A 24239-nucleotide genomic window follows, 5' to 3' on the forward strand; every position below is an offset into this window, starting at 1 on the left:
CGATGGTCGAGCCGGTGAAGTTTTCCTGTTCGACAAAGTAATGTTTCAGATACTGCGGGTCGCAGGCGGCGAAGATGCGTTTCCAGTCGATCTTGCCGCGGCCAACTTCCACGGTTTGTGCTTTTAACTCGTCCGCTGTCGTCACGGCATCTTTGCGAACGTCTTTCACGTGCAGTAACGAGATGCGATTGGCGTGCTCTTTCAGATACTTCACTGGGTCGAGGCCCGCGGTGACCACCCACGCCAGGTCGAGCTCGATGGTAACGAGCTTGGGATCGGTCCATTTCAACAGCTCGTCGAACGCGATCACGCCGTTGTACGAGCGGAATTCCATGTTGTGGTTGTGATAGCCCGCTTGCAGGCCAGCCTTGTTAGCGGCCTCGCCAAGCTTGTTGAGCTGCTCCGCATTCCATTGCCAATCGTCCAAGGTGATTTCCTTGGCAATGGCTTTGTATGCGGGCTTGTTCCCCGGCTGCGAAGGGAAGGCGCAGATCAAATATTTGGCGCCGACCTCGGCCGCACCGTCGACGATGGGCTGCACGCCCTTTTGCAGCTCGCTCATGCTGGAGTGAGCGGAAGGCGCAGTCAGGCCGTGGTCGGCCAGAATCTTGCGCAGCTCCTTGCCGGACTTGCCATAGAAGCCGGCGGTTTCCACTTCGCGATAACCGATGGCCTGCAGTTTCTTCAGCGTGCCGAGCAGATCTTTGCCGGCCTCTTCACGCACCGTGTACAGCTGCAGGCCGATGGGTCGACCGAGCGGGCCGGTGCCAGCGCCGGCGGCGAAGCTTTTCATACCAGTCATGGCGGCCAATGCAGCCAGCGAGCTGCCCTCGAGAAAGCTGCGACGGGTGACAGTCATGAGTGCTCCTAGTCGTTGATGGAGGTCCATTGATTGCTGGCGGACGAACGCAACACGGCTTCCACGATGCTCATGGAACGAGCGCCGTCGGCGAACGTGGGCAGTCCGACATGCGATTCGCCGCGCATGGCCGCGTACGAGTCGCGTACGAATGCTTCGAAACAATCGCCCCAGCCTTGCGCATGGCCGGCGGGCAGCCAAGCGAGCCGTCTTTGTTCGGCAGAGCCCTGCGAAGGATCGCGTGTCAGCAACGTCATGCCTTCGCGCCGGCCAATCCATAACTGCTCGGGGCTTTCCAAATCGAACATGACGCTTTGTTCGGCGCCGTCGAGTTCGAACCAGAGTCGATTCTTGCGGCCCGCCGAGACCTGGCTGACGGTCAATGTCGCCAGCGTGCCGCGCTCGGTGCGCAGGATCAGGCAGGCAACGTCTTCCGTGTCCACTGCCTTTGTTTCTTTCACTTCGCCGCTGGCTTGAAACGCTACGCGACTCGCGGAGGCGGAGCGTTGCGCGATGGGTGTGCCCAGCGTTGCGATCAACGAGTCGAAGCGATCGCCGGTGATCCATTCGAGCACGTCGCACAAATGCGAGCCGATATCAGCGAAGGCCCGCGACTTGCCGCCAGCGCTGGCGTCGACACGCCAGTTCGTATCGCCGGCCTGCATGAGCCAGTCCTGCAGATAGGAGCCTTGGATCAAATATAGCTTGCCGGTCTCAGCGCTCTGAGTTCGGGAGCGTGCCTCGCGCACCATGGGGTGATAGCGATTGATGAACGGCACGGTGCCGATCAGTCCTTTGCTCTTGGCGAGTTCGGTGAGCATGCGCGCATCTTGCAGTGAGGTGGCGAGCGGCTTTTCGCATACGACATGTTTACCCGCTTCCAGCGCCGCCTTGGCCACTTCCGCGTGCAGGGAGTTGGGTGTGCAAATGTGGATGACATCGACGTCCTTGTCGCGCGCCGCTTCGAGACCTGAGGCGAAGGCGCGCGGTACGTTCAAGGACTTGGCGGCGGCGGCAGAGCGCTCCGGGTTGGAGGCCGCGACACCTACCACTTCGGCACCGGCCAGCCGTGCAGAACGTACATGAACCTGGCCGATGAAACCGGTTCCAATAATTGCCGCGCGAAGGGGGTTGGACATGGCGATGGGGGCTTTGAACGGGATTAGGGCGTGACGGCCGGGCCCGCATATTTACACGTCGCCGGCTCAGATTTCACGTAGTACGCGCGGTAGTTGCTGGCTTTGCTGTCCATGCAGCCGGCCAGATTGAGCAACGAGACTTTGCGGAAGTCGATGGGATGGGACTCGCTCTGCAGCGAAATGTAGCCGCCTTCGATCAGTTTGCCGGTGGGTTGCGCGGCCGGATCGTGGTGGTTCACTACGCCGCCGCCGAATTGGGGCAGGGCGTATTCGAGCACCTTCTTGCCGTCGATGATGTGTGTGATTTGTCCGGCGCCGAGCACGAGCAGTTCGCCGCGTACCCATTGATCGCCATCGAAGGTCGGCGACGTGGAGTTCAGACAATGCTCAGGATACAAACTGCCGTCGATCACGATCTCGGTGCCGGGCGTACAAACATTCAGCGTCGGGCGCTGGCTGCCGTCGCTCTTGCCGCCGAGGAACTGCGCTTCGATGGAAGTCGGGAAATCCTGAGCACGCGTCATGGTGCGAGGATCCTGCGAGTGGATCATCACGCCACTGTTACGAAACGCCCAGGCACCGGGATGACCCTTGGCCTGTTCGCCGACGAAACGATATTCGACGAGCAGCCGGTAATAGCTATACGGCGTCTGATAAAACAAATGACCGAATTGGGCGCTGAACGTTTGATACTTGTCGTAACGAACTTGCAGCAGGCCGTTGGCCACCCGGAAGGTATCGGCATAATTGTCGCCGAAGTCGTGCTGTGAAATTTTCGGCGTCCAGCCGCTGAGATCGCGACCGTTGAACAGCTCGATCCAGTCTTCGGGCTTGGCGGTGGGAGCGGGCGGCTTCGGCGGGTCCTGCGCGAAAACGGCTGACGTGCCGAGCAGCGCGCTCGCTGCAATGAGCAAGCTGCTGACGCTGAACGAGCGTGCGATCGCTCTGTGCATCGTAGGTCCCCCGAAGTCTTGTCCTGTGTCTTCGTCGGTTTCTATTGCGCCTGGTCGGCGCACGCTGCGACCATAGCCGGCGAGGCAGTCTAGAGCAATGGTCGGGGCAATGGCGATTTGAGTAACGAAACGAAACCACCGGGCGGCGGTCAGCCGGCCCTGGTCGTGCTGGTGCATGGCTTATGGATGTCGGGATTTGAGCTGCGAGTGCTCAAACACCGGCTCGAGGCGGGCGGGCAGTTACGTGCCGTCGCTTTCTCTTATCCGTCGCTGTCCGGTTCGATGAACGATCACGTGCGCGGGCTATTGGATTTCGCACGCGAACAAGATGTGCCGGAGTTGCACTTCGTCGGTCACAGTCTGGGTGGGCTGGTCATTTTGCGAGCGCTGCAACTCACTGACGATTTGCCGCCGGGCCGGGCGGTGTTGCTCGGCACTCCTTCGCAAGGTTCCAGAGCTGCACAAGGAGTTGCGCGCATCGTGCCTTTCGGTAAAGCGCTGCTGGGTGCGGCGGTGAATGCCGAGTGCGTCGAATTCGAACCCCGCGAGTGGCGAGGTCATCGGGATGTCGGTGTGGTCGCCGGATCGATGGGGTTGGGCTTGGGGCGATTGTTCGCCGACCTGAATGCCGATCACGATGGCACAGTGCTGGTGGAAGAGACCAGACTGCCGGGCGCGAAGGATCACATCGTTTTGTCTACGTCACATACCGGGATGTTGTTCTCGGCAGAGGTGGCGGAGCAATCGGCGTGGTTCCTTCGCAGCGGCGAGTTCAAGCGCTGAGCTTTCTGGCTCAGCTCCTCACGTGGCCAACTTCTTGAGTCTGTAAAGCGCGTCGAGCGCTTCGCGAGGCGTCATCGAGTCTGGGTCGACGCCGCGCAGCGCCGACACAGCTTGATGCTCTTCTTCCTCTTCATCCTCAGCAAAGTCCAACAGCAACTCCTGCTGCGGTTTCTCCTGCTGAGCAGCGGCGGCGGAGCGACGTTCGAGCTCGTGCAAATATTTGCGAGCAGCGTTGATGACCTTCGGCGGCACGCCGGCCAAAGCGGCAACCTGCAAACCGTAGCTCTGGTTCGCCGGGCCATCCTTCACGGTATGAAGGAAGATCAGTTTCTCTCCGTGCTCGGTCGCATCGAGATGAACGTTCGCAACGTTATCCAAATCCTGCGCGAGCGACGTGAGTTCGAAGTAGTGAGTGGCGAACAACGTAAACGCCCGCACATTGCGAGCGATGTGATTCGCACACGCCCAGGCTAACGACAAGCCGTCATACGTGCTGGTGCCTCGGCCAATCTCGTCCATCAGCACCAAACTATTGTTGGTCGCGTTGTTCAAGATGTTGGCCGCTTCCGTCATCTCGACCATGAAAGTCGAGCGACCGCCGGCCAGATCGTCCGACGCGCCGATGCGGGTGAACACGCGATCGACCGGTCCGATCTTCGCCGCCTTGGCCGGCACATAACTCCCGATGCGCGCGAGAATGACGATGAGCGCGGTCTGGCGCATGAACGTCGACTTACCGCCCATGTTCGGGCCGGTGATGACCAGCATGCGACGATCGTTGCTCAAGCGCAGATCGTTGGGCACGAACGGTTGATCGATGAAACGTTCCACCACCGGATGACGGCCTTCGGTGATTTGCAACACCGGATCGTCGGACAGCTCGGGCTGCGCGTAACGCAAAGTCACGGCGCGTTCGGCGAGATTCGAGAGCACGTCGAGCGCGGCCAGAGCCGCGGCGGTGGATTGCAAGTCAGCGAGCCGGGCGATCAACAGATCGAGCAATTCGTCATAGATCTGTTTCTCACGCGCTAGCGCTCGATCGCGAGCGCCGAGGACTTTGTCTTCGAACTCTTTCAGCTCAGGCGTGATGTAGCGCTCGGCATTCTTCACCGTCTGACGACGGTGATAGTCGGTCGGCACTTTGTCGGCGAAGCTGCGATTGATCTCGATGTAGTAACCCTGCACGCGATTGTAGCCGAGCCGCAGGTTGGCAATGCCGCTGCGCTCACGTTCGCGGGTTTCGAGATCGACCAAGTATTGATCGCTGTGTTCGCTGATGCGTTTCAGATCGTCCAGCTCGGCGTCGTAGCCCAGCGCGATGACGCCGCCTTCGCGCAGAATCGGCGGAGGCATTTCGACGATGGCTCGCGTCAGCACATCTTGCAGATCAGGGTACGTGCCTGCTTGCGCTCCTAGCTCACGCAGCAGCGGAGAATCGATGCCAGACAACAACTGCTGCAAATCTGGCAGCCGTCCAAGCGCGTCTCGCAGCTGAGCAAGATCGCGAGGGCGCGCGCTTTTCAGCGCGACACGTGCCAGGCCGCGCTCGATATCGCCGACGTGATTGAGCACATCGTGCAGCGGTGTGTACAAGGCGCGGTCGATCAACGTCGAGATGGCCTGCAAGCGCAATTCCACCGCGCCACGATCTCGCAACGGCCGATGTAGCCAGCGACGCAGTTCGCGTCCGCCCATCGCCGTCGCGGTTTCGTCGAGCACCGCTGCGACCGTGCACTCGGGACGATCGGTGAGGCTCACATCCAATTCGAGATTGCGACGAGTTGCCGCGTCGAGCAGCACGGCCTCGGTGCGCTCTTCGGTGCGAAGGCCGCGGAGGTGAGGCAATGCGGCTTTCTGTGTGTCGCGAACGTACTGAAGCAAAGTGCCGGCGGCGCGAATCGCGTGGGAATATTCGGCGCAACCGAAACCCGACAGGTCTCGCGTGGCGAATTGCTCGCACAGCATTCGCGTGCAGGTTTCCAAATCGAAGTGCCACAGCGGTCGCTCGCGCACATGCATGGTGAGGCCGCTCGGTGCCATCGATTCCGGCACCAGCAGTTCCGCCGGACGCAAGCGCTCGATCTCGGCGGCGAGCGCTTCTTCGCCCGCGGCCTCCATCACGCTGAAACGTCCGCTCGACAGTTCCAGCCACGCAAGGCCGAAGCGCTGACCTTCGCGATACAACGCCGCGAGCAGCGTGTCTCGGCGAGCGTCGAGGAAAGCTTCGTCGGTCACCGTGCCCGGCGTGACGACGCGCACCACCGCGCGCTCCACCGGACCTTTGGATTTCGCGGGGTCGCCGATCTGTTCACAGAGCGCGACCGATTCGCCACGCCGTACCAGCCGAGCCAGGTAGGACTCGACGCTATGGTATGGCACGCCCGCCATGGGTATCGGCTGTCCGGCCGATTGCCCGCGTGCGGTGAGGGTGATATCCAACAGGCGCGCGGCCCGCTTGGCATCCTCGAAGAACAGCTCGTAGAAGTCGCCCATTCGATAGAACAGCAACTCGTTCGGGTACTGCGCTTTCAGGCGCAGGTACTGCTGCATGGACGGTGTGTGTGTTTCGAGGGCGGCGGACATCGCGACGTGAATGACTCTTGGCAGGCGGACGAAGGACGAATTGTGCCTGCGCGAATCCGGATATGCCCAGCTTGACGTTGATCCCCGGGACCCTGAAGCATGCATGGCATGACTAACGATGAGGATTTGATGCGTCTGGCCACCCGCGCGGGCGCGGATTTGCTGGACGCCGAGCGGCGTTTGGTCACCGCGGAGTCGTGTACCGGCGGCTGGGTGGCCAAGCTATTGACCGATATCGCCGGCAGCTCGGCGTGGTACGACGGCGGCGTGGTGGCTTATAGCAACGTGCTCAAGCAATCCTTGCTCGGCGTGCGGCCGTCGACGCTGGCGTCGCACGGAGCGGTCAGCGAGGCGACGGCGCGCGAGATGGCTATCGGCGCGCTGGAAACGCTCGGCGGCCACATTGCGCTGGCAGTGACCGGCATCGCGGGCCCTGCGGGCGCGCAGCCAGGCAAGCCGGTGGGCACGGTCTGGTTCGGTTGGGCCTGGAAAGAAGGCGGTGAGATCGAAACGCGCGTGGCGTTGGAGACTTTCGCCGGAGATAGAGAAGCGATCCGCCGACAGTCGGTGGCGCGAGCCCTGCGCGAGTTGGGGCAGCTACAGCGCCTGCCTTAGCGCAGTTCTCCCAGGACAATTCGCCTAGCACAGTTCCAAGGGTGGCGAACTGTGCATAACTGTGCAAATATACAGATATCCGCTGCTCTGGGCCGCCTGGTTTGTAGAATACTGCCCGCCGACAGCAGCAAACCAATTAGCCACCTGAACCAATAAGTGGGTCATCCGATGGAAGAAAATCGTAAGAAGGCGCTAGTCGCCGCGCTCGGCCAGATCGAAAAGCAATTCGGCAAGGGTTCGGTCATGCGTCTGGGCGATGCGTCCGCCTCTTACGAGGTAGAAGCAGTCTCCACCGGCTCGCTGGGCCTGGACATCGCGCTGGGCGTGGGCGGTCTGCCCCGCGGTCGAGTCATCGAAATCTACGGCCCGGAATCGTCGGGTAAAACCACTTTGACCTTGCAGGTCATCGCCGAAGCACAGCGCGTCGGCGGCACCGCTGCATTCGTCGACGCGGAACACGCGCTCGACCCGGTGTATGCCGAAAAGCTCGGCGTGAACGTGCAGGAACTGCTGGTGTCGCAGCCCGATACCGGCGAGCAGGCTCTGGAAATCACGGACATGCTGGTGCGTTCCAGCGCGGTCGACGTGATCGTGGTCGACTCGGTGGCGGCGTTGACCCCCAAGGCCGAAATCGAAGGTGAAATGGGCGATGCGCACGTCGGCTTGCAGGCCCGCCTCATGTCGCAGGCGCTGCGTAAGCTCACTGGCAACATCAAGCGTTCCAATACCATCGTCATTTTCATCAACCAGATCCGTATGAAGATCGGTGTGATGTTCGGCAATCCGGAAACCACCACCGGCGGTAACGCGCTGAAGTTCTATTCCTCGGTGCGTCTCGACATCCGCCGCATCGGCGCGATCAAGAACGGCGAGGAAGTGGTCGGCAACCAGACGCGCGTCAAAGTGGTCAAGAACAAGGTGGCGCCGCCGTTCCGCGAAGCCGAGTTCGAAATCATGTACGGCCAGGGCATTTCGCGTAACGGCGAAATCATCGACATCGGCGTACTGCAGGGCTTGGTCGAGAAGTCCGGCTCCTGGTACAGCTACAACGGTGAACGCATCGGCCAGGGCAAAGAAAACGCCCGCACCTTCCTCGAGACCCATCCGGAAATTGCGCGCGACATCGAAGCCAAAATTCGCGAGAAGCTGTTGCCCGACACCAAGGCAGTGAAGGGTGAGGCGGTCTAAGACCAGCCGCTCACGCGAATTGTTCGAGGCCGCGAGCTTCCCCGCGGCCGACGACGAAACGCTGACTCCCGAACAGCTGGCTGAAAAAGCCAAGCAGCAAGACAAGGAAGTCGAGGTTGCCGCGGTGCGCCTGCTGTCGCGTCGTGAGCATTCCACCGAGGAGCTGAAGCGCAAACTGGCGGCGAGGGGCTATCCCGAGGCCAGCATCGCCGCAGTCCTCGACAAGCTGGGCAAGAAAAACTGGGTTTCGGACGAGCGCTTCGCGGCCAATTATGTCCATCATCATGCGCGCCGCGGTCAGGGGCCGATGCGCATTCGAGCCGAGCTGCGCCAGCAGGGCATCACCGACTCGCAGATTCAGCAGAAGATCTCCGGCGGCGAACAGGATTGGAACGGGCGGGCTGCCGAGGTCCGACGTCGTAAATTCGGCGCAGAACTGCCGCGAACAGCCGCCGAACGTGCAAAGCAGGCGCGGTTCCTTCAATATCGCGGTTTTAACAGCGATCAAATCCGCGCCGCCCTGAAGTTCGATCCCGATGCCGACGACCCCGAGGTCGATGACAGAGCAGGGGACCTCGAACCGGACAAGGACCTCGGTCCGGGCTGAAGGATTCGATCCGGACCACCCCGACGGTTTCTCATGACTGCCAAGCGTCTGTCGAGCGCCGACCTTCGCGCGCTGTTTCTCAATTTTTTTCGCGAGCGTAGCCACCAAGTGGTGGCGTCCAGCTCGTTGGTGCCGGGAAACGATCCGACGCTGCTGTTCACCAACGCCGGCATGGTGCAGTTCAAGGATGTGTTTTTAGGCAAGGACAAGCGCAACTACAGTCGCGCGGCTAGCTCGCAGCGCTGTGTCCGCGCCGGCGGCAAGCACAACGATCTCGAGAACGTCGGCTACACGGCGCGACATCACACCTTCTTCGAGATGCTGGGTAACTTCAGCTTCGGCGATTACTTCAAGAAAGACGCCATCCGCTTCGCCTGGGATTTCGTGACGGGTAAGCAATACCTGGGCATCGACCCGCAGCGCTTGATGGTCACCGTCTATCACACCGACGACGAGGCCTATGACATCTGGCTCAAGGACGTCGGCGTGCCCGCGGATCGCATCGTGCGCATCGGCGACAAGCCGGGCGGCGGGTCGGACGGCGCCGCGAAGTCCCCGTCGGGGGACAACTTCTGGCAGATGGGCGAGACGGGTCCGTGCGGACCGTGCTCGGAGATCTTCTACGACCACGGCGCGCATATTCCGGGTGGCCCGCCGGGCTCGCCGGATGCCGATGGCGATCGCTGGATCGAGATCTGGAATCTGGTGTTCATGCAGTTCGAGCGCTCGGCGGACGGCCAGCTCACGCCGCTGCCCAAGCCTTCGGTCGATACCGGCATGGGTCTCGAACGCACCGCTGCGGTCATGCAGGGCGTGCACTCGAACTACGAAATCGATCTGTTCGTGAATTTGATTCGCGCGGCCGCCGCTGCGACCAACACCAAAGATCTGTCGTCGAGCTCACTGCGCGTCATCGCCGATCACATTCGTGCATGTTCGTTCCTGATCAGTGACGGCGTGTTTCCGTCGAACGAGGGTCGCGGCTACGTGCTCCGTCGCATCATTCGTCGCGCCGTTCGTCACGGCTATCAGCTCGGCCAGACTCAGGTGTTCTTTTACACGCTGGTGGCTGCGCTCGAGCAGGAGATGGGCGAGGCCTACCCGGAGCTGCGCACGCAGCGCGCGCAGATCGAGCGCGTGCTCAAGCAAGAGGAAGAGCGCTTCGCCGAGACGCTGTCTCAGGGCATGGTGTTGCTGGATCAGGCAATCGCCGGCCTCGGCGGCAACAAGGAAATTCCCGGCGAAACGGTGTTCAAACTGTACGACACCTTTGGTTTTCCGTCGGACCTCACCGCAGACATCGCGCGCGAGCGCGGTCTCACCATCGACGAAGTTGGCTTCGATGCAGCGATGCAGGCGCAGAAGGACCAGAGCAAGGCCGCTAGCAAGTTCGGCGTGGATCTGCGCGCCGGGGTGTCGTTGGACGACAAGACCAACTTCAGCGGTTACGAGAACCTTTCCGATCTCGGCAACATCGTGGCATTGCTTCGCGGTAAAGAGCGCGTGGATGTGCTTCGTGCCGGCGAAGAAGGCCAGGTCATTCTGGACCACACTCCCTTTTACGCGGAGAGCGGCGGCCAGGTTGGCGATGCCGGTGAGTTGCTCGACGCTGGCAGCAAGTTCGAAGTGCTGGACACGCAGAAGATCGGCAGCGCGTTTGCGCATGTGGGTCGCGTGAAGCAAGGCGAACTGCGCGTCGGCTCGCGCGTCGAAGCGCATGTCGACGGAGATCGTCGTCGCGCGACGATGGCCAATCACTCGGCCACGCATCTGCTACACGCGGCTTTGCGTAAAGTCCTCGGCACTCACGTGACGCAGAAGGGTTCGTTGGTCGCGCCAGATCGGCTGCGCTTCGACTTCGCGCACTTTTCCGCGGTCACGCCGGAAGAATTGAAGCAGATCGAGCAGCTGGTGAACGCCGAAATTCGGGCCAATGCGCCGGCCGAAACCAAGCTGATGCCCTACGAAGCCGCGGTCGAGTCCGGCGCCATGGCGCTGTTCGGTGAGAAGTACGCCGACGAAGTGCGCGTGCTCAGCTTCGGCGGCTTCTCCACGGAGCTGTGCGGCGGCACTCATGTGAGCCGTGCCGGCGATATCGGCTTGTTCAAGATCCTCAGCGAGGGTGGCATTCAGTCCGGCGTTCGGCGCATCGAGGCCGTCACTGGCCAAGGCGCGTACGAATGGATCTCGCAGACGGATCGCGTGCTGCGCGACGTGGCCTCGCTAGTAAAAGCGGGGCGCGAGGATGTCGAGGACAAAGTCCGACAGCTGCTGGATCGTAGCCGCAAGCTGGAAAAGGAAGTGGCCGCGCTCAAGTCCAAGCTGGCTAGTGGACAAGGCAATGACCTGTCGAGTTCCGCGGTCGATGTCGGCGGGCTGAAAGTCGTCGCGACTCGCGTCGATGGCGCGGATGCGCCGGCGTTGCGTGATGCAGTGGATCAATTGAAAAACAAGCTGCAGTCCGCAGCTATCGTGCTCGCGTCCGTGCAGGATGCGGACAAAGTGGTGTTAATCGCGGGTGTGACCGCGGACCAGACCTCCAAGGTGAAGGCCGGCGAGCTGGTGAACTTTGTTGCACAACAAGTGGGTGGGCGTGGCGGCGGCCGAGCGGATCTCGCGCAAGCTGGCGGCAACGATCCCAGCAAGTTGGACGATGCGTTGGCAGCTGTCGTGTCCTGGATCGAGTCCAAAGTCACGGCAAAAACAGCATGAAACTGTCAACAGTGATTGCGCGAACTGCAGGCCCGCAAGGAAGCTGATTAACTGCGCGCGCTTTCGCTATTTTTGCCGCGTTATGTAGCCCGAAAACCCACGAAGTAGAATTTTTTGATACTGGGGAAAATTCGGGTCGCACTCAGAATTAATTGGTGCGAACATATTAAAAAATATATTGTCTTTCCTGTGAGGGTAATTTCGATATTCAGGGAAATCCCGATCCCCATTACCCGAGCTGCTGACCTACTCTCGATTTCGAATGAAAGTGCGCGCGCTGTGGGAGGGCGGTGATTCCACCGCCGGCAACCGCAACTTGATCATTCGGCTGACAGCAAGGAGCGAACCATGTTGATTCTGACAAGGCGCGTCGGTGAGACCGTGATGATAGGTAACGACATCACAGTGACCGTCCTAGGCGTCAAGGGCAACCAGGTGCGTGTTGGTGTAAACGCGCCGAAAGAGGTTGCCGTCCATCGTGAAGAGATCTACGAGCGCATCAAGCGTGAGGAACAGGCGGCGGGTGGTGGCGCAGCGAAGCGTCCCATTACCGGCGCAGGCTCCTAAGAGGTTCGTAGTTCGTAATTTGCCTTGTCGCGGGGTGACGTGGCCCGCCACTCCCGCGAGGCTCAGGGTGTAGACGCGAAAAGCGTCGCACTCCGACCCTTTACCTAACGGGCCACGGCCAGTATTCTTGCCGGCCTTCACGGACCTGGGTGTCACGCCCTGGTGGTCCGGCGCCGGAGAGTTGGCCGAGTGGTCGAAGGCGCACCCCTGCTAAGGGTGTATGGGTCAAAAGCCCATCGAGGGTTCGAATCCCTCACTCTCCGCCATCTATGAAGAAGGGCCCTCGCAAGAGGGCTTTTTCATTTGGGCGGACGGTAGACCCCCATGGGTTCGGCTCGGCGGACCGGCGGGTCCTTTTCCCTCGAGCTATTACAAATTGTTACAACTCGCGCCCCGACGGGTGCCGGCCCAATAGCGATTTCGATCGGTTGGCGGAGCTGCCGAGCGGCAACGCCGAGCGAACTCGAAACGCGACAGCGAGCCGCTGTTCGCACCACCGTGTGAGAGCTCGGCAAAAAAACAAAACAAACATTGCCAACTCACGTTAAGGAATCGACTGGCGGATTCTTATATATGAGTGTTGCGAGGTTTCGGTCACCGCGAAACTCTGTCGGCAATTTTCGTACTCGATAAAGTCGGGCGCACCAGAAGAAGCGTTGCCTATAATCCGCGCTCCTTTCACCAGGAACAACAACGATGCGATGAGCATCCCATCGCCCCCCGCAGATCTAGAACGGATCATCGAAGAATTGCGCGCGGCGATCGCAGCTCGTGACGAGTTCATTGCTATCGCTGCCCACGAATTGCGCAATCCCATGACGCCCATCATGGGTCAGGTGCAGCTGCTATTGTCCCGCGCGCGGCGCGAGCAGGCTTCTCCGAACCTGCTGCAAGGATTGGAAACATTGCAGGTCGCGGTCGATCACTATGTGCACCGGGCGACCACGCTGCTGGAAATCACTCGTCTGAATGCCGAGCAAGTAACGCTCGAGCTGACTCACTTCGACTTCCGTGAGTTGGTCCGCGAATGCGCGCGCAAATATGAACAACTGGCCGCGCGAGCCGGCTCGACGTTGCATTGTGAGGTGCCGCCGTCGCCGGTCGAGGGAACGTGGGACCGTCTCGCCAGCGAACAGATTCTGGACAATCTGGTGTCCAACGCCATCCGTTACGGCGACGGCAAGCCGGTGAAGATCGAGCTGACCAGCGAGATCGCCGAGGTGCTGTTGCGTGTGGTCGATCACGGTATCGGCGTGGCGCCCGAGGATCGCGAGCGCATTTTCCAGCGCTTCGAGCGGGCTGGCGGCATGCCGCGCAGTGGCGGATTCGGCATCGGTCTGTGGCTGTCGAGCAAGCTGGTGCGGGCTCAGTCCGGCACGCTGGAGCTTCACAGCGAGATGGCGCTCGGTTCCACCTTCACAGTCCGATTGCCGCGCGATGTCAGAGCTTCAAGGTAGAATCCGGTGAGGACACGCGAGGATTCACGGTCACTTGAACAACAAAGAGCTGCATGGGGAGTCGGCGCTGGAGCGAATCGCTACCGGCGTGCCTGGGCTGGATGAAGTCCTCAAGGGCGGCTTCTACGAAGGCGCCGTCTACATCGTGCGAGGCACGCCCGGTGCCGGCAAGACGATTCTCGCCAATCAGATCTGTTTCCATCAGGCCCGGCAGGGCAAGCGCGCGCTGTTCGTAACCCTGCTTGCCGAAAATCACGCACGCATGCTCCAGCATCTGGAGCAGATGAGCTTCTACGACAGCCACCTGATTCCCAAGTACGTCTACTACATCAGCGCGTTCCGAGTGCTGGAGGAGAACGGCCTGAAGGGAATGATGGATCTGCTGCGTCGGGAAATGAAGGCGCACGAAGCGACCATACTCATTCTCGACGGATTGATTGCGGTTGAGGAAACCAGCACCTCGGATCGGGAGTTCCGGAAGTTCATCCACGAGTTGCAGGCGCATGCGGCCGCTGCCGGTTGCTGCACGTTACTGCTGACGAATGGTCGCCGTGGTGAGTATCACCCGGAACACACGATGGTGGATGGCTTGGTCACTCTCGAAGACGTGCCCTACGGCAAACGCCGGCAACGCGAACTGGAAGTTCGCAAGTTCCGCGGTTCGGCGAGCCTGCGCGGTCGGCATCCCTTTCAGATCACCGACGACGGATTGGTGGTGCATCCCCGGCCGGAATCGCGCTTCCTGCGTAATACCGCCTCGGGCAATAGCGGTACGATTTCCACCGGCGTCGACCAGATCGACAACATGACCGGCGGCGGGCTGTTGGCCGATTCCTCGACGCTGCTGCTCGGGCCGTCGGGCGCCGGCAAGACCACGCTGGGCACCGCGTTTTTGCAGAAGTCGAGCAAGGCCGAGCCCGGCTTGCACTTCGGCTTCTATGAATCGCCCGAGCGCCTGATCGGCAACGCCAAGCTCATCGGCATCGATTTGCAGTCGCGCGTCGATGCCGGTCACCTGGAAATCCTGTGGCGCCCGCCGGTCGAGCGCATCCTGGACAGCTTGGGCAACGAGCTGATCGACGCTGTCCGTCGGCGCAAGGTGCGGCGGTTGTTCATCGACGGTTGGGGCGGCTTCGCCGCGGCGGCCGAGACTGCGGACCGCTTGAGTCCGTTCTTCGCTGCCATCGCCAACGAGCTGCGCAGCCTCGGCGTCACCACCATTTGCGCGATGGAGACGGCCAATCTCATCGGGCCGGATCTGCATCTGCCGGCAGAAGGCGTCTCGGCGGTGGCCGAGAACATGATCCTGCTGCGCTATGCCGAGTATCAGAACCAGCTCCGCCGCATGATTTCCATCATGAAGGTTCGCGGCAGTGGCTTCGATCACACGCTGCGAGAATTCGAGATCGGTGCGCTAGGCCTGCATCTGCTGGACAGCTTCAAGAACGCCGAAGGCGTGCTGACAGGCTTGGGGACCGAGCGCGCCAGCAACAGCAGCCGTCCCGCCAAGCACGCCAAAAAGTCCTCGTCGGTCAAAAAGACCGCGACAGGACGACGCACCAACGTTCGACGTCGCGGCAAGGCCTAGCACATGCAAACGGTGCTGGTCGTCGACGATGAGTTCGGCGTGGCCGAGGTGCTGCAGTCCATTCTAGAAGACGAAGGCTATCGGGTTGCCACGGCCATCAACGGCAAGCAGGCGCTGGCGCGCCTGACCGAGCTCACGCCCGACCTCATCATGCTCGACTACATGATGCCCATCCTGGACGGCACCCAAACCCTGGCCGCCATTCGCAAGCACCCGACCCTGGCCCGCGTCCCGGTCATCATGATGAGTTCCCTGGAAGAAGCGGCGGTGCGCGAGACCTGCACCGACTACAACAGCTTCATGCGCAAGCCATTTCGTGCCGCGGCTGTGCTCAAGACAGTGGCCCAGTTGCTGGGGCCCGTGGACCGCGAGTAACCCCTGTTCGGCCTGCAAGCAGCGGCGTCGGCTGGCCCCGGTCTGAAGAGCTTATTACGGGATCTGACCGGTCCTGTTGAAATGTAGAAAATCCATCAGCACAATCGGGACTCCCTACAGTGAGGCCCGCTATGCCGACACGCAGAGATTTCTTCGCAACCAGCGCGCTCGGCCTGGGTGCTTTGCCGGCACTGAGTGCGACGGCCGCCGCGAGCGGTGCCAGCGGCGCCAGCATTTCTCAGCAGCTCGCCAAGACGGATCCGGTGGCTGCGCGGCTCTACGAGACCATTCGCACCATGCCGGTCGATGACACGCACTGTCATCCCATCTCGGATCGCGACCGGGTGATGACTCGCGACAGTTTCATCGAACGCATCGCGCTGCCGGCATTCCCCGGCCCGAACTATTTCCCGGAAGGTGTTTACGACAAGTGGCACGCCGGCGATGAGCGCACGCGCGCCGATCTGGACAAGCGTTATCAGGTCGGCAAGAAGCTCGCGACCATCAACAATCATTTCGCCGAGTCGGTGTTCACCAAGTTCATGGTGAAAGAGATGGCGTCGTTCCTCGGTTGCGAACCGCGTTTCGAAGCCGTGATGGAAGCACGCAATGCTCACCAGAAAAATTACTACGGCTACGTCAACTCGCTGTTCCGGGATACGAACATCGAGAACGCCATGATCGATACCGGTTATGCCGATGGTCTGGATGCCGCCGGCGTGCGTAAGTTCTCTGACGCGATCAAGCCGACGCGCACGCGACTGATCGCACGCGTCGAAACCATTCAAGACGACTTGCTGAAACAAAAACTGTCGTTCCCAGAAATGCGCGACGCCTTCCTGAAGCGCGTGCGCGATGCGCTCGATGGCACCGGTAATTTCGGCGATCGCTCGTACGGCATGAAGTCGTACCTGTTGCCGGCCGTCGGTGTGATCAAGCCGGTCTACGACGAAGCCGCCGCGGCGAAATCCTACGAGGAGTTGCGTGCTGCCGAAGCCAAGCCGTTCGCCGATCGCGAAGTGCAGGCGCGCCAGGGCAAGACGTTCCTGGAATACACGCTAACGTTGGCGTTGGAAGAATGTTTGGCGCGCGACATGCCCATGCAGTTCCATGCCGGCGACGGCGAGGCGCCGAGCGTCATCCTGCGCAATCAGCAGCCGTACTATCTGGAAGAGTTCGTGCGCTTCGATCGCGACGGCATGATGCGCATGCCCAAGATCATTCCAATTCACGCCGGTTATCCGCTGGTGAGCGAGGCGGCGTGGTTGAGTCATCTGTACACCAATTGTTATTTCGAGCTGTCGTTGATGACGCCGTTCATTCACCAGGGCCTGGTGCGTCGTTATCTGGAAATCATGGAAGCGGTGCCGCTGTCCAAGATTCTATTCGGCAGCGACGCGTATCACTTGCCGGAGCTGTATTGGCTGGCGGCGCGCTGGGGCAAGCGTTTCCTTACGCAGGCGCTGGCGGTCTACGTCACTGAAGGAATTCTCAGCGAGGAGGAAGCGCTGGAGGGAGCGCGGATGATTCTTTATAAGAACAATCGCGCGGTCTACAACCTAAAGTAACTACGGCATCCAAGCATGAACGCAACTGCTGCAAGTGTTTCGGCCGCGACGGCACCGGTGGAAGTCGACCGGCACAGCCGGCTGGTGCGCGTCACGCATTGGATCAACGCGATCAGCTTTTTGCTGCTCGTGCCCAGTGGCATCGCCATTCTGTTCGCGCATCCCGAGTTCTATTGGGGCGAGGTCGGTTACTTCGGCGATCCCGCGGCGCTGACGCTGCCGCTGGAGCCGAACATGGATCACACCGCCTGGGGGCGCGGCATGCACTTCCTGTTCGCGTGGGTGCTGGTGCTCAATGGCATCGTGTATCTGCTCGGCGGCTTGTTCAGCGGTCACTTCCGTCGCCAGATGTTGCCGAGTCTGGCGCAGCTGCGGCCGTCGCATGTCTGGCACGAGATCGTCGAGCACGCACGCTTCGTTCGTCCCACCGGCGCAGCGGTGCTGAACTACAACGTGCTGCAAAAGGTCGCTTACCTGGTGGTGATCTTCGTGCTGCTACCGGTGATGTTTCTGACTGGGCTCACCATGTCGCCGGCAGTCACCGCGGCGTTTCCCGAGTTGTTCACGTTGTTCGGCGGGCGGCAGTCGGCGCGCTTCATTCATTTCATTTGCGCCAGCGGGCTGGTGTTGTTTTTCGCAATTCATATCGTGCAGATCTTCGTGGTCGGCTTCGTCAATGAAATGCGCTCGATGATCTTTGGCAAGTTTCGTATCGAGCCGTCGCAGACGAAGGGAGAGCAGGCATGAGCAAGATCTCACGACGCAAGCTGATCGTCGGCGGCATGTCGGCCGGCGGCATCCTGTTGGCCGGCACCGCCGCCAAATATTCCAACGAGCTGTACCGCGTGGGCGAAGATCTTTCGCGCGTTACGCATCGGCTGCTGTTGCGAAACAATCCGCTGGCACGCGAATTCACTACGCGCGACATTTCCAAGAACTTCCCCGCCATCGGTACCACCAATCCGGAGAGCGAGGAGTACCAGCGGCTGTTGCACGGTCGTTTCGTGGACTGGCGCTTGTCGGTGGGCGGGCTGGTCGATCAGCCGCGTTCGTTCTCGGTGGCAGACTTGCAAGCGATGCCGGCCCGCACCCAAATCACTGCCCACAGCTGCGAGCGTGGCTGGACGGCGATTGCGCAGTGGACCGGCGTGCAGCTCAGCCGAGTGCTCGAGTTGGTGAAGCCGCAGCCCAAAGCGCGCTGGGTGGCCATTCATTGCGCGGACGGCTGGTGGGATAGCTACAGTCTGGATCAATTCGAAGCTTTGCATCCGCAGACCATGCTGACCTATGGCATGAACGGCGGTGATCTGCCGGTTCAGCATGGCGCGCCGGTGCGCTTGCGGATCGAGCGGCAGCTGGGCTGGAAGAGTCTGAAGTTCGTCGATCGGATCGAGCTGGTCGAGGATTACCGCCAGATCGGCTGGGGCAAGGGCAGCCTGGTGGCCGACGAGTACAACTTCCAGTGGTACGGCGGCGTTTAAAGATTTCGATATTTCGCTGCTGATTTGACCCCAATGTCTCGGTTTTTGGCCGAGGTAGCCTTGACACGGCCATAACTTCGAAATAATTTCGAATTTATCCGTGGTCGAGGAGCTTTGCGTGAAATATCCCCTTGCCTCTGTGCTACTCCTGGGTGCGTCGCTGGCCAGTGCCGACCAGGCCCCGGTGCCTTGCGCATCGTCTGCGCAAGTCGCCACCGTGCGCGACTACTACAAGAACCAGCGTCCCGGTCGTCCGTTGCCCGTGCCGGCTCGCGCGTTCGGCTTGCCCGAGTCAGTGATCGCAAGCGGCTTGTCGGTGCAGGAGTCGTTCGGCGTGGCCGCCACACCGCAGTTGGTCCGCGAAATTTGGACGAGCATCGATGCGTGGGGGCCGAAGACTTCGGTGAAGCTCGTGCTGGCTGCTGCCGGTCAACACCACACCTACGCGTTCCCCAGCCTGGTGCCCATCACACAACCCGCGGGCGCGAATGCCGATCTGCTCGATGTGTACGCCGATGGTGGCAATGGGGTGCACGCGCACTTGAGCACGCCACACGTCAAAGCCATCTACGCCACTGACGTCCCAGGCAAGGAAGCCGGTCAGCGCACCCAAGCGATTTCTTTCTACAACCACGACGGCAGCCTGGCGCTTGCCGTGTACGCGCAGATCGCGGGTGAGAAGCCCGATCCCGCGGCCATCGAAGGTTTCAAAAAGACTGCGTCCAAGATTCAAGCACTGCCGCGAGTTTGCGCGCCCCAATCCTGACCAACAGCTGACTGAACAAACATGGGTCGCGGCGCTAGTGGCCGCGACGCTCCAGCACTGCACGTTTCTGATCCGCTTATAACTTTGAGCGGTGAACTCCCTGCGCCTACTCTAGCGACTCCAGGGACAATCCTAATTGTGAAATTGGCGGGCCGCGCACGTTCGTCGTGTCGGCGTCGTTGGGTTTTTAACTGGGCGACTGGAAGCATTGATGACAACAGGCTCGTTTCGCGACTACGGTCGCGTGGTAGTGATGTTGCTGGCCGCCTTGGGTGCCGTAGGTGCCGAGGCGGCCAAACCCACGCCGCCTTTCACCGTCGATCCTTATCCCACCACTTATCGGGCGCCGGCGCCCACCAACACACTCATCGTCGACGTCACCATTCTCGACGGCGCAGGTGGGCGTATCGAGCACGGCGAGATCTTGCTACGTGACGGTCGCATTGCTGCCGTTGGTCGCGGCCTGCCGCGCGAAGGGGTGACGGTCATCGAAGGGAAGGGGCGTTGGGTGACGCCGGGAATCATCGACGTCCATAGTCACAACGGCACGTATGTGTTGCCGCTCACTTCGCTGGATCGCAAGGCTTCAGATGTTTCCGAGACCAGCGATCCAAATGTCGCCGACACTTGGGTGGAGCACGCAGTGAATCCCCAGGATCCGGCGTTTGCGGTCGCTTTGCGCAGCGGGGTGACGACGCTGCAGATTCTGCCGGGCTCCACCCCGCTGTTCTCCGGCCGTTCCGTGGTTGTGAAGCCGGTGCCTGCGACCAATGTTCGGGTCATGAAATTTCCCGGCGCCGTGCAAGGCTTGAAGATGAGCTGCGGCGAGAATGCCAAAAGTTATTTCGGCGACAAGGATGAAGCGCCCAACAGCCGGCAGGGCGAGATTGCCATCATTCGCGCAGCCTTTTTGCGTGCTCAGGAATATCGCGACGAATGGCGCGAGTATTCGCGAGGCAAGAGCAAGAAGCCGCCGCTGCGTGACTTGAAGTTGGACACGTTGGCCGCGGTACTCGATGGCGATATTCCCGTTCATATGCATTGTTATCGCGCCAGCGACATGAGCGCCATGATGGGCGTGGCGGAGGAGTTCGGGTTCCGGATCGCGGCCTTTCATCACGCCACTGAGGCTTACAAGATCGTGCCTCAGTTGCGGCAGGCGGGAACTTGTGTCGCGGTCTGGTCCGACTGGTGGGGTTTCAAGATGGAGTTGCAGGATGCGATTCGTGACAACGCCGCCATGTCCGATGCAGGCGGTGTGTGCACCATGATGCACTCTGATTCTCCAGTCGTTGGGCAGCGCTTGCAGATCGAAGCAGCGAAGGCTGCGGGTGCGGGCCGACGCGCGGGTTTGACTCTGCTGCCTGAACACGTCATCCAGTGGATCACGAGTACGCCGGCCAAAGTGCTGCGCCTCGGCGATCGCATCGGCACGCTCGCGCCGGGGTTCAATGCGGACGTGGTGTTGTGGTCGGGTGATCCGTTTTCCATTTACACCAAGGCGGATCGCGTGTTCATCGATGGTGCGGTGGTTTACGACAGCAGCGAGCCAGCGCGTTCGCCGGAATCGGATTTCGGCTTGGGGCGTCCGGAGATGGGAGGCCGCCGATGAGGCTGAAAACATTCGCCGCCGCGTTCCTGCTACTCAGTAGCGGCGCTAACGCACAGACCATCGCCATCGTTCACGCCAAGGCGTGGACGTTGCTTGGCGACGCTGCGATTGATGACGCGACCATTGTCATCACCGACGGCAAGATCATTTCAGTGACTGCGGGTGCGGTCGCTCCAGCGGGTGCGAGAGTCATCGATGCTGGTGGCAAACCTGTGACGCCTGGCTTGATGAATCCGGTGACGCGATTGGGTTTGATCGAAGTGAGTTCGGCCACCGAGACTATCGATCATGCAGCCAAGGCGGGCGCGCCTGGCGCCGGATTCGATGTGCAATATGCGATCAACGCGAATTCGACGTTGATCGATTTGGCGCGCGCCGACGGCGTTACCCGCGCGTTGGCTCAGCCGAGCGCTAGTAATACGCCGCCGTTCGCTGGCTCAGCGTCGCTGCTGCATTTGTTCGATGGTGGTGACATCGTCGAGCGGGCGCGTGTGGCGGTGTTCGTCACGATCGGCAACCGGAGCGCGTCGTCGACGGTGGGCTCGCGCTCGGCGCAGTGGCAACTGCTGAGAGTGGCGCTGGACAGCGCAAAAACCGCAAGCCCGGTCATCGTGCCGGCCTCCGATGCAAAAGCGCCGAGCACAAACGCCGCACTTGTGGCCGACGCAAAAGCGCCAAGCACAAACGCCGCAGGTATCGCCGATGCAAAAGCGTTGAGCACAAATCCTGAGCGTACGTCTGATGGAAAGGCGCCTGGCGTAAACGCTGCGCGTACGCCTGACGCCGTTGCGCTCGAGGCAGTTCTGAAAGGTAAGTCGCCACTCGCGATTACTACCAATCGTGAGTCCGACCTGCGTCAAGCGATCAAGCTCGCCAGTGACTACAACATTCGCGTCGTCATCATCGGCGGCGCTGAGGCGTGGCGTGTTGCTGATGAGTTGGCGGCGGCCAAGATCGCGGTGGTCGTCGATCCCATGTCCAATTTGCCAGCGTCGTTCGATGAGCTGGGCGCTCGATTGGACAATCCTGCCTTGCTACGCAAGGCGGGCGTCACGGTCGCGATGAGTCTCGACGGCGTGCAAAGCTACAACGCGGGCCTGTCGATTCGCGAAGGCGCGGGCCTGGCCGTGGCCAACGGCATGTCGTACGCAGATGGCCTGCGCTCCATCATCACTGTACCGGCCGAGATCTGGGGAATCGCGGACCACTTCGGCACGCTCGCACCGGAGCGAGATGCGGACGTGGTGATCTGGGACGGCGATCCACTCGAACCGTCGTCGGCGCCGACGACGGTTCTGATTCAAGGTCGCGAAGTCTCGCTGATCACGCGACAGACCGAGCTGCGCGATCGCTACATGCCAACGATCAAGAGCCTGAAGTAGGCTCGAGCGTCGCGCGCAGCCAAGCCGCCGTGTCATCGATGGCTTGATTACTGATCGCTGAAATCGACATGGCTTCAAGAAAGCTGTGCGACGCGCCCTTGTAGAACGACGGGGTCACTGGCACGCCGGCTCGCTCGAGTTGCTCGGCGAGTCGGAAGTTTTGCTCGGTGAGAATGTCGCATTCGGGGATGACCATGAACACCGGCGGCAAGCCCTTGAGATCGGCGTGTACCGGACACACCAGCGGATCCTTGGCGTCCGCGGGGCCGCGCAGATAGTTGTCCCAAAAGCCGACCATCTCGTCCGCACCGAGCATGTAGCCCTCGTAGCCGTAACGCTGAAGCGCCTCAGGGGTGCTGTACTTGTCGGTGACCGCATAGTTGGTCACCACCGCGCGTACGGCGTTCGGCTCGCCTTCATCGCGAAGCCTCAATGCAGTGGTGACGGCCAGATTGCCGCCGGCGGAATCGCCGCCCAGCGCAATCCGATCCGGAAGAATGCCCAGCTCGGCGCTGTGCTGGCGCGCCCAGCGCACCACCTCGGCGATCTGCTGTTGAGCCACCGGAAACTTCACCTCGGGCGAAAGCGCGTAGTCGACGCCGATGACAACGATATCAGCGCGTGCGGCGTACTCGCGCATCAGGCGGTCATGGGTGTCGATGCTGAATGTGGTCCAGCCCCCGCCGTGCATATATATGAGCGCCGCCTTGGGCGCGCGATTTGACGGATTATGGATGCGCACTCGCACGTCACCCGCCGGGGTCGGCAAGGTGCGCTCAGAGCGCTGAACCATGGCCGGGCCACCGGCAGCCCAGGGAGCCCGCACCTGTTCGCAGGCGCGTCGCATTTCTGGCAGAGGTAAGTCGTTGAAATTCGGGTAACTGGCAAACGCCCGGCCGACGGTGGCAATGAACTGGCGGACTTCGGGATCGAGGTCGGCGCCGCGCGCCGACTCAACTGCGGGGATCTGATCGCTCAACGGTATGGGCTCCGGGCCGGTGGCGTGTCTGGCCAGCCGGTTTTGTGGTATCACTGACTGCTGGGGAAGCTAGCAGTCACCTACTGGTGTGCCATCGCCGATGGAGCAACATTCATCTCGTCCGGGCCAGCGCCGTGGCGCTGCCAAACCCTCGCTCCATCGTGCGCAAGCGGCTGGGGAAGCGACTCGTAGTGGCTCCACTCGCAGCACGCGGAGCATCGACTATCAGGACGTGCCCCGTCCAGTTGCGGCCCTGGCCGACGAATATGCGTCGGGTACCACTCAGCCTCGGCACTCGCACACCCGTGCCCAGGTGCTCTACTCGATTTCCGGCGTAGCCTCGGTCACCACCGAACACGCCAGCTACATCCTGCCGCCACAGCGAGCGTTGTGGATTCCGAGCGGCGTCGCGCACGAGATGGCCTGTCGGGGGCATGTGTCGGTGCGCACGCTCTACATCGACGAGCGCGTGCGAGGCGATCTGCCGGAAGCCTGCCGGGTGTTCGAAGTCTCCGACCTGCTGCGTGAGTTGATCATCGCCGCGGTTCGTATGCCCATCGAATACGACGAGCAGGGGCGCGACGGTCGCGTCATGCGGCTGATCCTGGACGAGATCGCCAGTGCGCCCAGCATCCCGCTGGACATCTCCATGCCGCAGGATCCTCGGCTTCTCAAAGTGTGTCGCGCGATTCTGGAAGATCCCGCGCACGCCGATACGCTGGACGATTGGGCTCGGATCGCCGGCATGGGCCGCCGCACCTTCACGCGAATGTTTCGTCGCGAGACCCAGATGAGCTTTGCGACCTGGCGCCAACATGTGCGCCTGATGGAAGCGATGTCACGCCTCGCGAGCGGCGAGCCGGTGACTGCCGTCGCCTTCGATGTCGGTTACAACAGCCCGAGTGCTTTCACGGCGATGTTCCGTAAAGCGTTCGGCGCTGCGCCGACCCGCTACATCAACGAACAGGGCTAACTCCCCACCCCACTCAATGCTCGATCGTGATGGCGCCCGTCCGCCGGGCCGC

General features: G+C 61.3%; 21 protein-coding genes and 1 tRNA gene. 17 read left to right on the forward strand and 5 right to left on the reverse strand.

From position 1 onward, the window contains the following. From JNL55_RS25935 to JNL55_RS25945, 3 genes are all read right to left on the reverse strand, one after another. On the reverse strand, positions 1-859 hold an 859-nt coding region (locus tag JNL55_RS25935; RefSeq protein WP_293861248.1), incomplete at its 3' end, for a sugar phosphate isomerase/epimerase family protein. A gap of 8 nt (positions 860-867) precedes the next feature. Next, positions 868-1998 (reverse strand): Gfo/Idh/MocA family protein, encoded by a 1131-nt coding sequence (locus JNL55_RS25940; protein ID WP_293861251.1) that lies wholly within the window; start codon positions 1996-1998, stop codon positions 868-870. A 23-nt stretch (positions 1999-2021) separates the two neighbouring features. Further along, the gene (locus JNL55_RS25945) at positions 2022-2951 is read right to left on the reverse strand and encodes a DUF1080 domain-containing protein (protein WP_293861254.1); all 930 of its coding nucleotides are present in this window, start codon (positions 2949-2951) and stop codon (positions 2022-2024) included. Positions 2952-3068: 117 nt separating this feature from the next. On the opposite strand from JNL55_RS25945, the gene JNL55_RS25950 reads away from it, so the two are divergent. Next, positions 3069-3734 (forward strand): esterase/lipase family protein, encoded by a 666-nt coding sequence (locus JNL55_RS25950; RefSeq protein WP_293861257.1) that lies wholly within the window; start codon positions 3069-3071, stop codon positions 3732-3734. Between the two features lie 18 nt (positions 3735-3752). Here the strand turns inward: JNL55_RS25950 and mutS are convergent, their stop codons facing one another. Then, positions 3753-6317, reverse strand: coding sequence for a DNA mismatch repair protein MutS (gene mutS / locus JNL55_RS25955; RefSeq protein ID WP_293861260.1), 2565 nt, complete (start codon positions 6315-6317; stop codon positions 3753-3755). Between the two features lie 108 nt (positions 6318-6425). On the opposite strand from mutS, the gene JNL55_RS25960 reads away from it, so the two are divergent. The 15 genes from JNL55_RS25960 (at position 6426) to JNL55_RS26030 (ending at position 22235) form a co-directional block, all read left to right on the forward strand. Further along, the gene (locus JNL55_RS25960) at positions 6426-6932 is read left to right on the forward strand and encodes a CinA family protein (RefSeq protein WP_293861263.1); all 507 of its coding nucleotides are present in this window, start codon (positions 6426-6428) and stop codon (positions 6930-6932) included. Positions 6933-7100: 168 nt separating this feature from the next. Beyond that, the gene (recA, locus tag JNL55_RS25965) at positions 7101-8120 is read left to right on the forward strand and encodes a recombinase RecA (RefSeq protein WP_293861267.1); all 1020 of its coding nucleotides are present in this window, start codon (positions 7101-7103) and stop codon (positions 8118-8120) included. 19 nt (positions 8121-8139) lie between these two features. Beyond that, a complete protein-coding gene (locus JNL55_RS25970; protein ID WP_293861270.1) occupies positions 8140-8727 on the forward strand; it encodes a regulatory protein RecX in 588 nt (195 codons plus the stop codon). Between the two features lie 33 nt (positions 8728-8760). Continuing rightward, entirely contained in the window at positions 8761-11439 is a 2679-nt protein-coding gene (gene alaS / locus JNL55_RS25975) for an alanine--tRNA ligase (protein ID WP_293861273.1), read from the forward strand. Between the two features lie 348 nt (positions 11440-11787). Next, positions 11788-12006: a carbon storage regulator CsrA gene (gene csrA, locus JNL55_RS25980; RefSeq protein WP_116808221.1), complete on the forward strand. Its 219-nt coding sequence runs from the start codon at positions 11788-11790 to the stop codon at positions 12004-12006. Between the two features lie 175 nt (positions 12007-12181). Beyond that, positions 12182-12272 (forward strand) — tRNA-Ser (locus JNL55_RS25985). 435 nt (positions 12273-12707) lie between these two features. Then, positions 12708-13463 carry a sensor histidine kinase gene (locus JNL55_RS25990; protein ID WP_293861279.1) on the forward strand — a complete coding sequence of 252 codons (756 nt, stop codon included), beginning with the start codon at positions 12708-12710 and terminating at the stop codon, positions 13461-13463. A 34-nt stretch (positions 13464-13497) separates the two neighbouring features. Then, entirely contained in the window at positions 13498-15051 is a 1554-nt protein-coding gene (locus JNL55_RS25995; RefSeq protein WP_293861282.1) for an ATPase domain-containing protein, read from the forward strand. Between the two features lie 3 nt (positions 15052-15054). After that, a complete protein-coding gene (locus tag JNL55_RS26000; RefSeq protein WP_293861285.1) occupies positions 15055-15426 on the forward strand; it encodes a response regulator in 372 nt (123 codons plus the stop codon). Between the two features lie 131 nt (positions 15427-15557). Further along, positions 15558-16994, forward strand: coding sequence for an amidohydrolase family protein (locus JNL55_RS26005; RefSeq protein ID WP_293861288.1), 1437 nt, complete (start codon positions 15558-15560; stop codon positions 16992-16994). A 15-nt stretch (positions 16995-17009) separates the two neighbouring features. After that, on the forward strand, positions 17010-17741 hold the full coding sequence (locus tag JNL55_RS26010; protein WP_293861291.1) for a cytochrome b/b6 domain-containing protein: 732 nt from the start codon (positions 17010-17012) through the stop codon (positions 17739-17741). Further along, entirely contained in the window at positions 17738-18475 is a 738-nt protein-coding gene (locus tag JNL55_RS26015; RefSeq protein WP_293861294.1) for a molybdopterin-dependent oxidoreductase, read from the forward strand. Before JNL55_RS26010 ends, JNL55_RS26015 begins: the two co-directional genes overlap by 4 nt. Positions 18476-18593: 118 nt before the next feature. Next, a complete protein-coding gene (locus JNL55_RS26020; RefSeq protein WP_293861297.1) occupies positions 18594-19241 on the forward strand; it encodes a ChuX/HutX family heme-like substrate-binding protein in 648 nt (215 codons plus the stop codon). A gap of 211 nt (positions 19242-19452) precedes the next feature. Then, positions 19453-20853, forward strand: a complete 1401-nt coding sequence (locus JNL55_RS26025; protein WP_293861300.1) for an amidohydrolase family protein — start codon at positions 19453-19455, stop codon at positions 20851-20853. Beyond that, on the forward strand, positions 20850-22235 hold the full coding sequence (locus tag JNL55_RS26030; RefSeq protein ID WP_293861303.1) for an amidohydrolase family protein: 1386 nt from the start codon (positions 20850-20852) through the stop codon (positions 22233-22235). The genes JNL55_RS26025 and JNL55_RS26030 overlap by 4 nt, the downstream gene beginning before the upstream one ends. On the opposite strand, the gene JNL55_RS26035 is transcribed toward JNL55_RS26030, so the two are convergent. Next, positions 22219-23214 carry an alpha/beta hydrolase gene (locus JNL55_RS26035; protein ID WP_293861306.1) on the reverse strand — a complete coding sequence of 332 codons (996 nt, stop codon included), beginning with the start codon at positions 23212-23214 and terminating at the stop codon, positions 22219-22221. The two genes, JNL55_RS26030 and JNL55_RS26035, sit on opposite strands and share 17 nt — an antisense overlap. An 88-nt stretch (positions 23215-23302) precedes the next feature. Between JNL55_RS26035 and JNL55_RS26040 the strand changes: the two genes are divergently transcribed. Further along, positions 23303-24187 carry an AraC family transcriptional regulator gene (locus JNL55_RS26040; protein WP_293861309.1) on the forward strand — a complete coding sequence of 295 codons (885 nt, stop codon included), beginning with the start codon at positions 23303-23305 and terminating at the stop codon, positions 24185-24187. The last annotated feature ends 52 nt before the right edge of the window (positions 24188-24239 follow it).

The organism is Steroidobacter sp. (assembly GCF_016790065.1).
Taxonomy (GTDB): Bacteria; Pseudomonadota; Gammaproteobacteria; order Steroidobacterales; family Steroidobacteraceae; genus Steroidobacter.

Bases quoted from the DNA above. Each gene is read 5' to 3' on its own strand.
- JNL55_RS26005 (WP_293861288.1), top strand. From the start codon at position 15,558: ATGCCGACACGCAGAGATTTCTTCGCAACCAGCGCGCTCGGCCTGGGT.
- alaS (WP_293861273.1), top strand. From the start codon at position 8,761: ATGACTGCCAAGCGTCTGTCGAGCGCCGACCTTCGCGCGCTGTTTCTC.
- recA (WP_293861267.1), top strand. From the start codon at position 7,101: ATGGAAGAAAATCGTAAGAAGGCGCTAGTCGCCGCGCTCGGCCAGATC.
- JNL55_RS25960 (WP_293861263.1), top strand. From the start codon at position 6,426: ATGACTAACGATGAGGATTTGATGCGTCTGGCCACCCGCGCGGGCGCG.
- JNL55_RS25940 (WP_293861251.1), bottom strand. From the start codon at position 1,998: ATGTCCAACCCCCTTCGCGCGGCAATTATTGGAACCGGTTTCATCGGC.
- JNL55_RS26025 (WP_293861300.1), top strand. From the start codon at position 19,453: ATGACAACAGGCTCGTTTCGCGACTACGGTCGCGTGGTAGTGATGTTG.
- JNL55_RS25945 (WP_293861254.1), bottom strand. From the start codon at position 2,951: ATGCACAGAGCGATCGCACGCTCGTTCAGCGTCAGCAGCTTGCTCATT.
- JNL55_RS26030 (WP_293861303.1), top strand. From the start codon at position 20,850: ATGAGGCTGAAAACATTCGCCGCCGCGTTCCTGCTACTCAGTAGCGGC.
- JNL55_RS26010 (WP_293861291.1), top strand. From the start codon at position 17,010: ATGAACGCAACTGCTGCAAGTGTTTCGGCCGCGACGGCACCGGTGGAA.
- mutS (WP_293861260.1), bottom strand. From the start codon at position 6,317: ATGTCCGCCGCCCTCGAAACACACACACCGTCCATGCAGCAGTACCTG.
- JNL55_RS25990 (WP_293861279.1), top strand. From the start codon at position 12,708: ATGAGCATCCCATCGCCCCCCGCAGATCTAGAACGGATCATCGAAGAA.
- JNL55_RS26015 (WP_293861294.1), top strand. From the start codon at position 17,738: ATGAGCAAGATCTCACGACGCAAGCTGATCGTCGGCGGCATGTCGGCC.
- csrA (WP_116808221.1), top strand. From the start codon at position 11,788: ATGTTGATTCTGACAAGGCGCGTCGGTGAGACCGTGATGATAGGTAAC.
- JNL55_RS26000 (WP_293861285.1), top strand. From the start codon at position 15,055: ATGCAAACGGTGCTGGTCGTCGACGATGAGTTCGGCGTGGCCGAGGTG.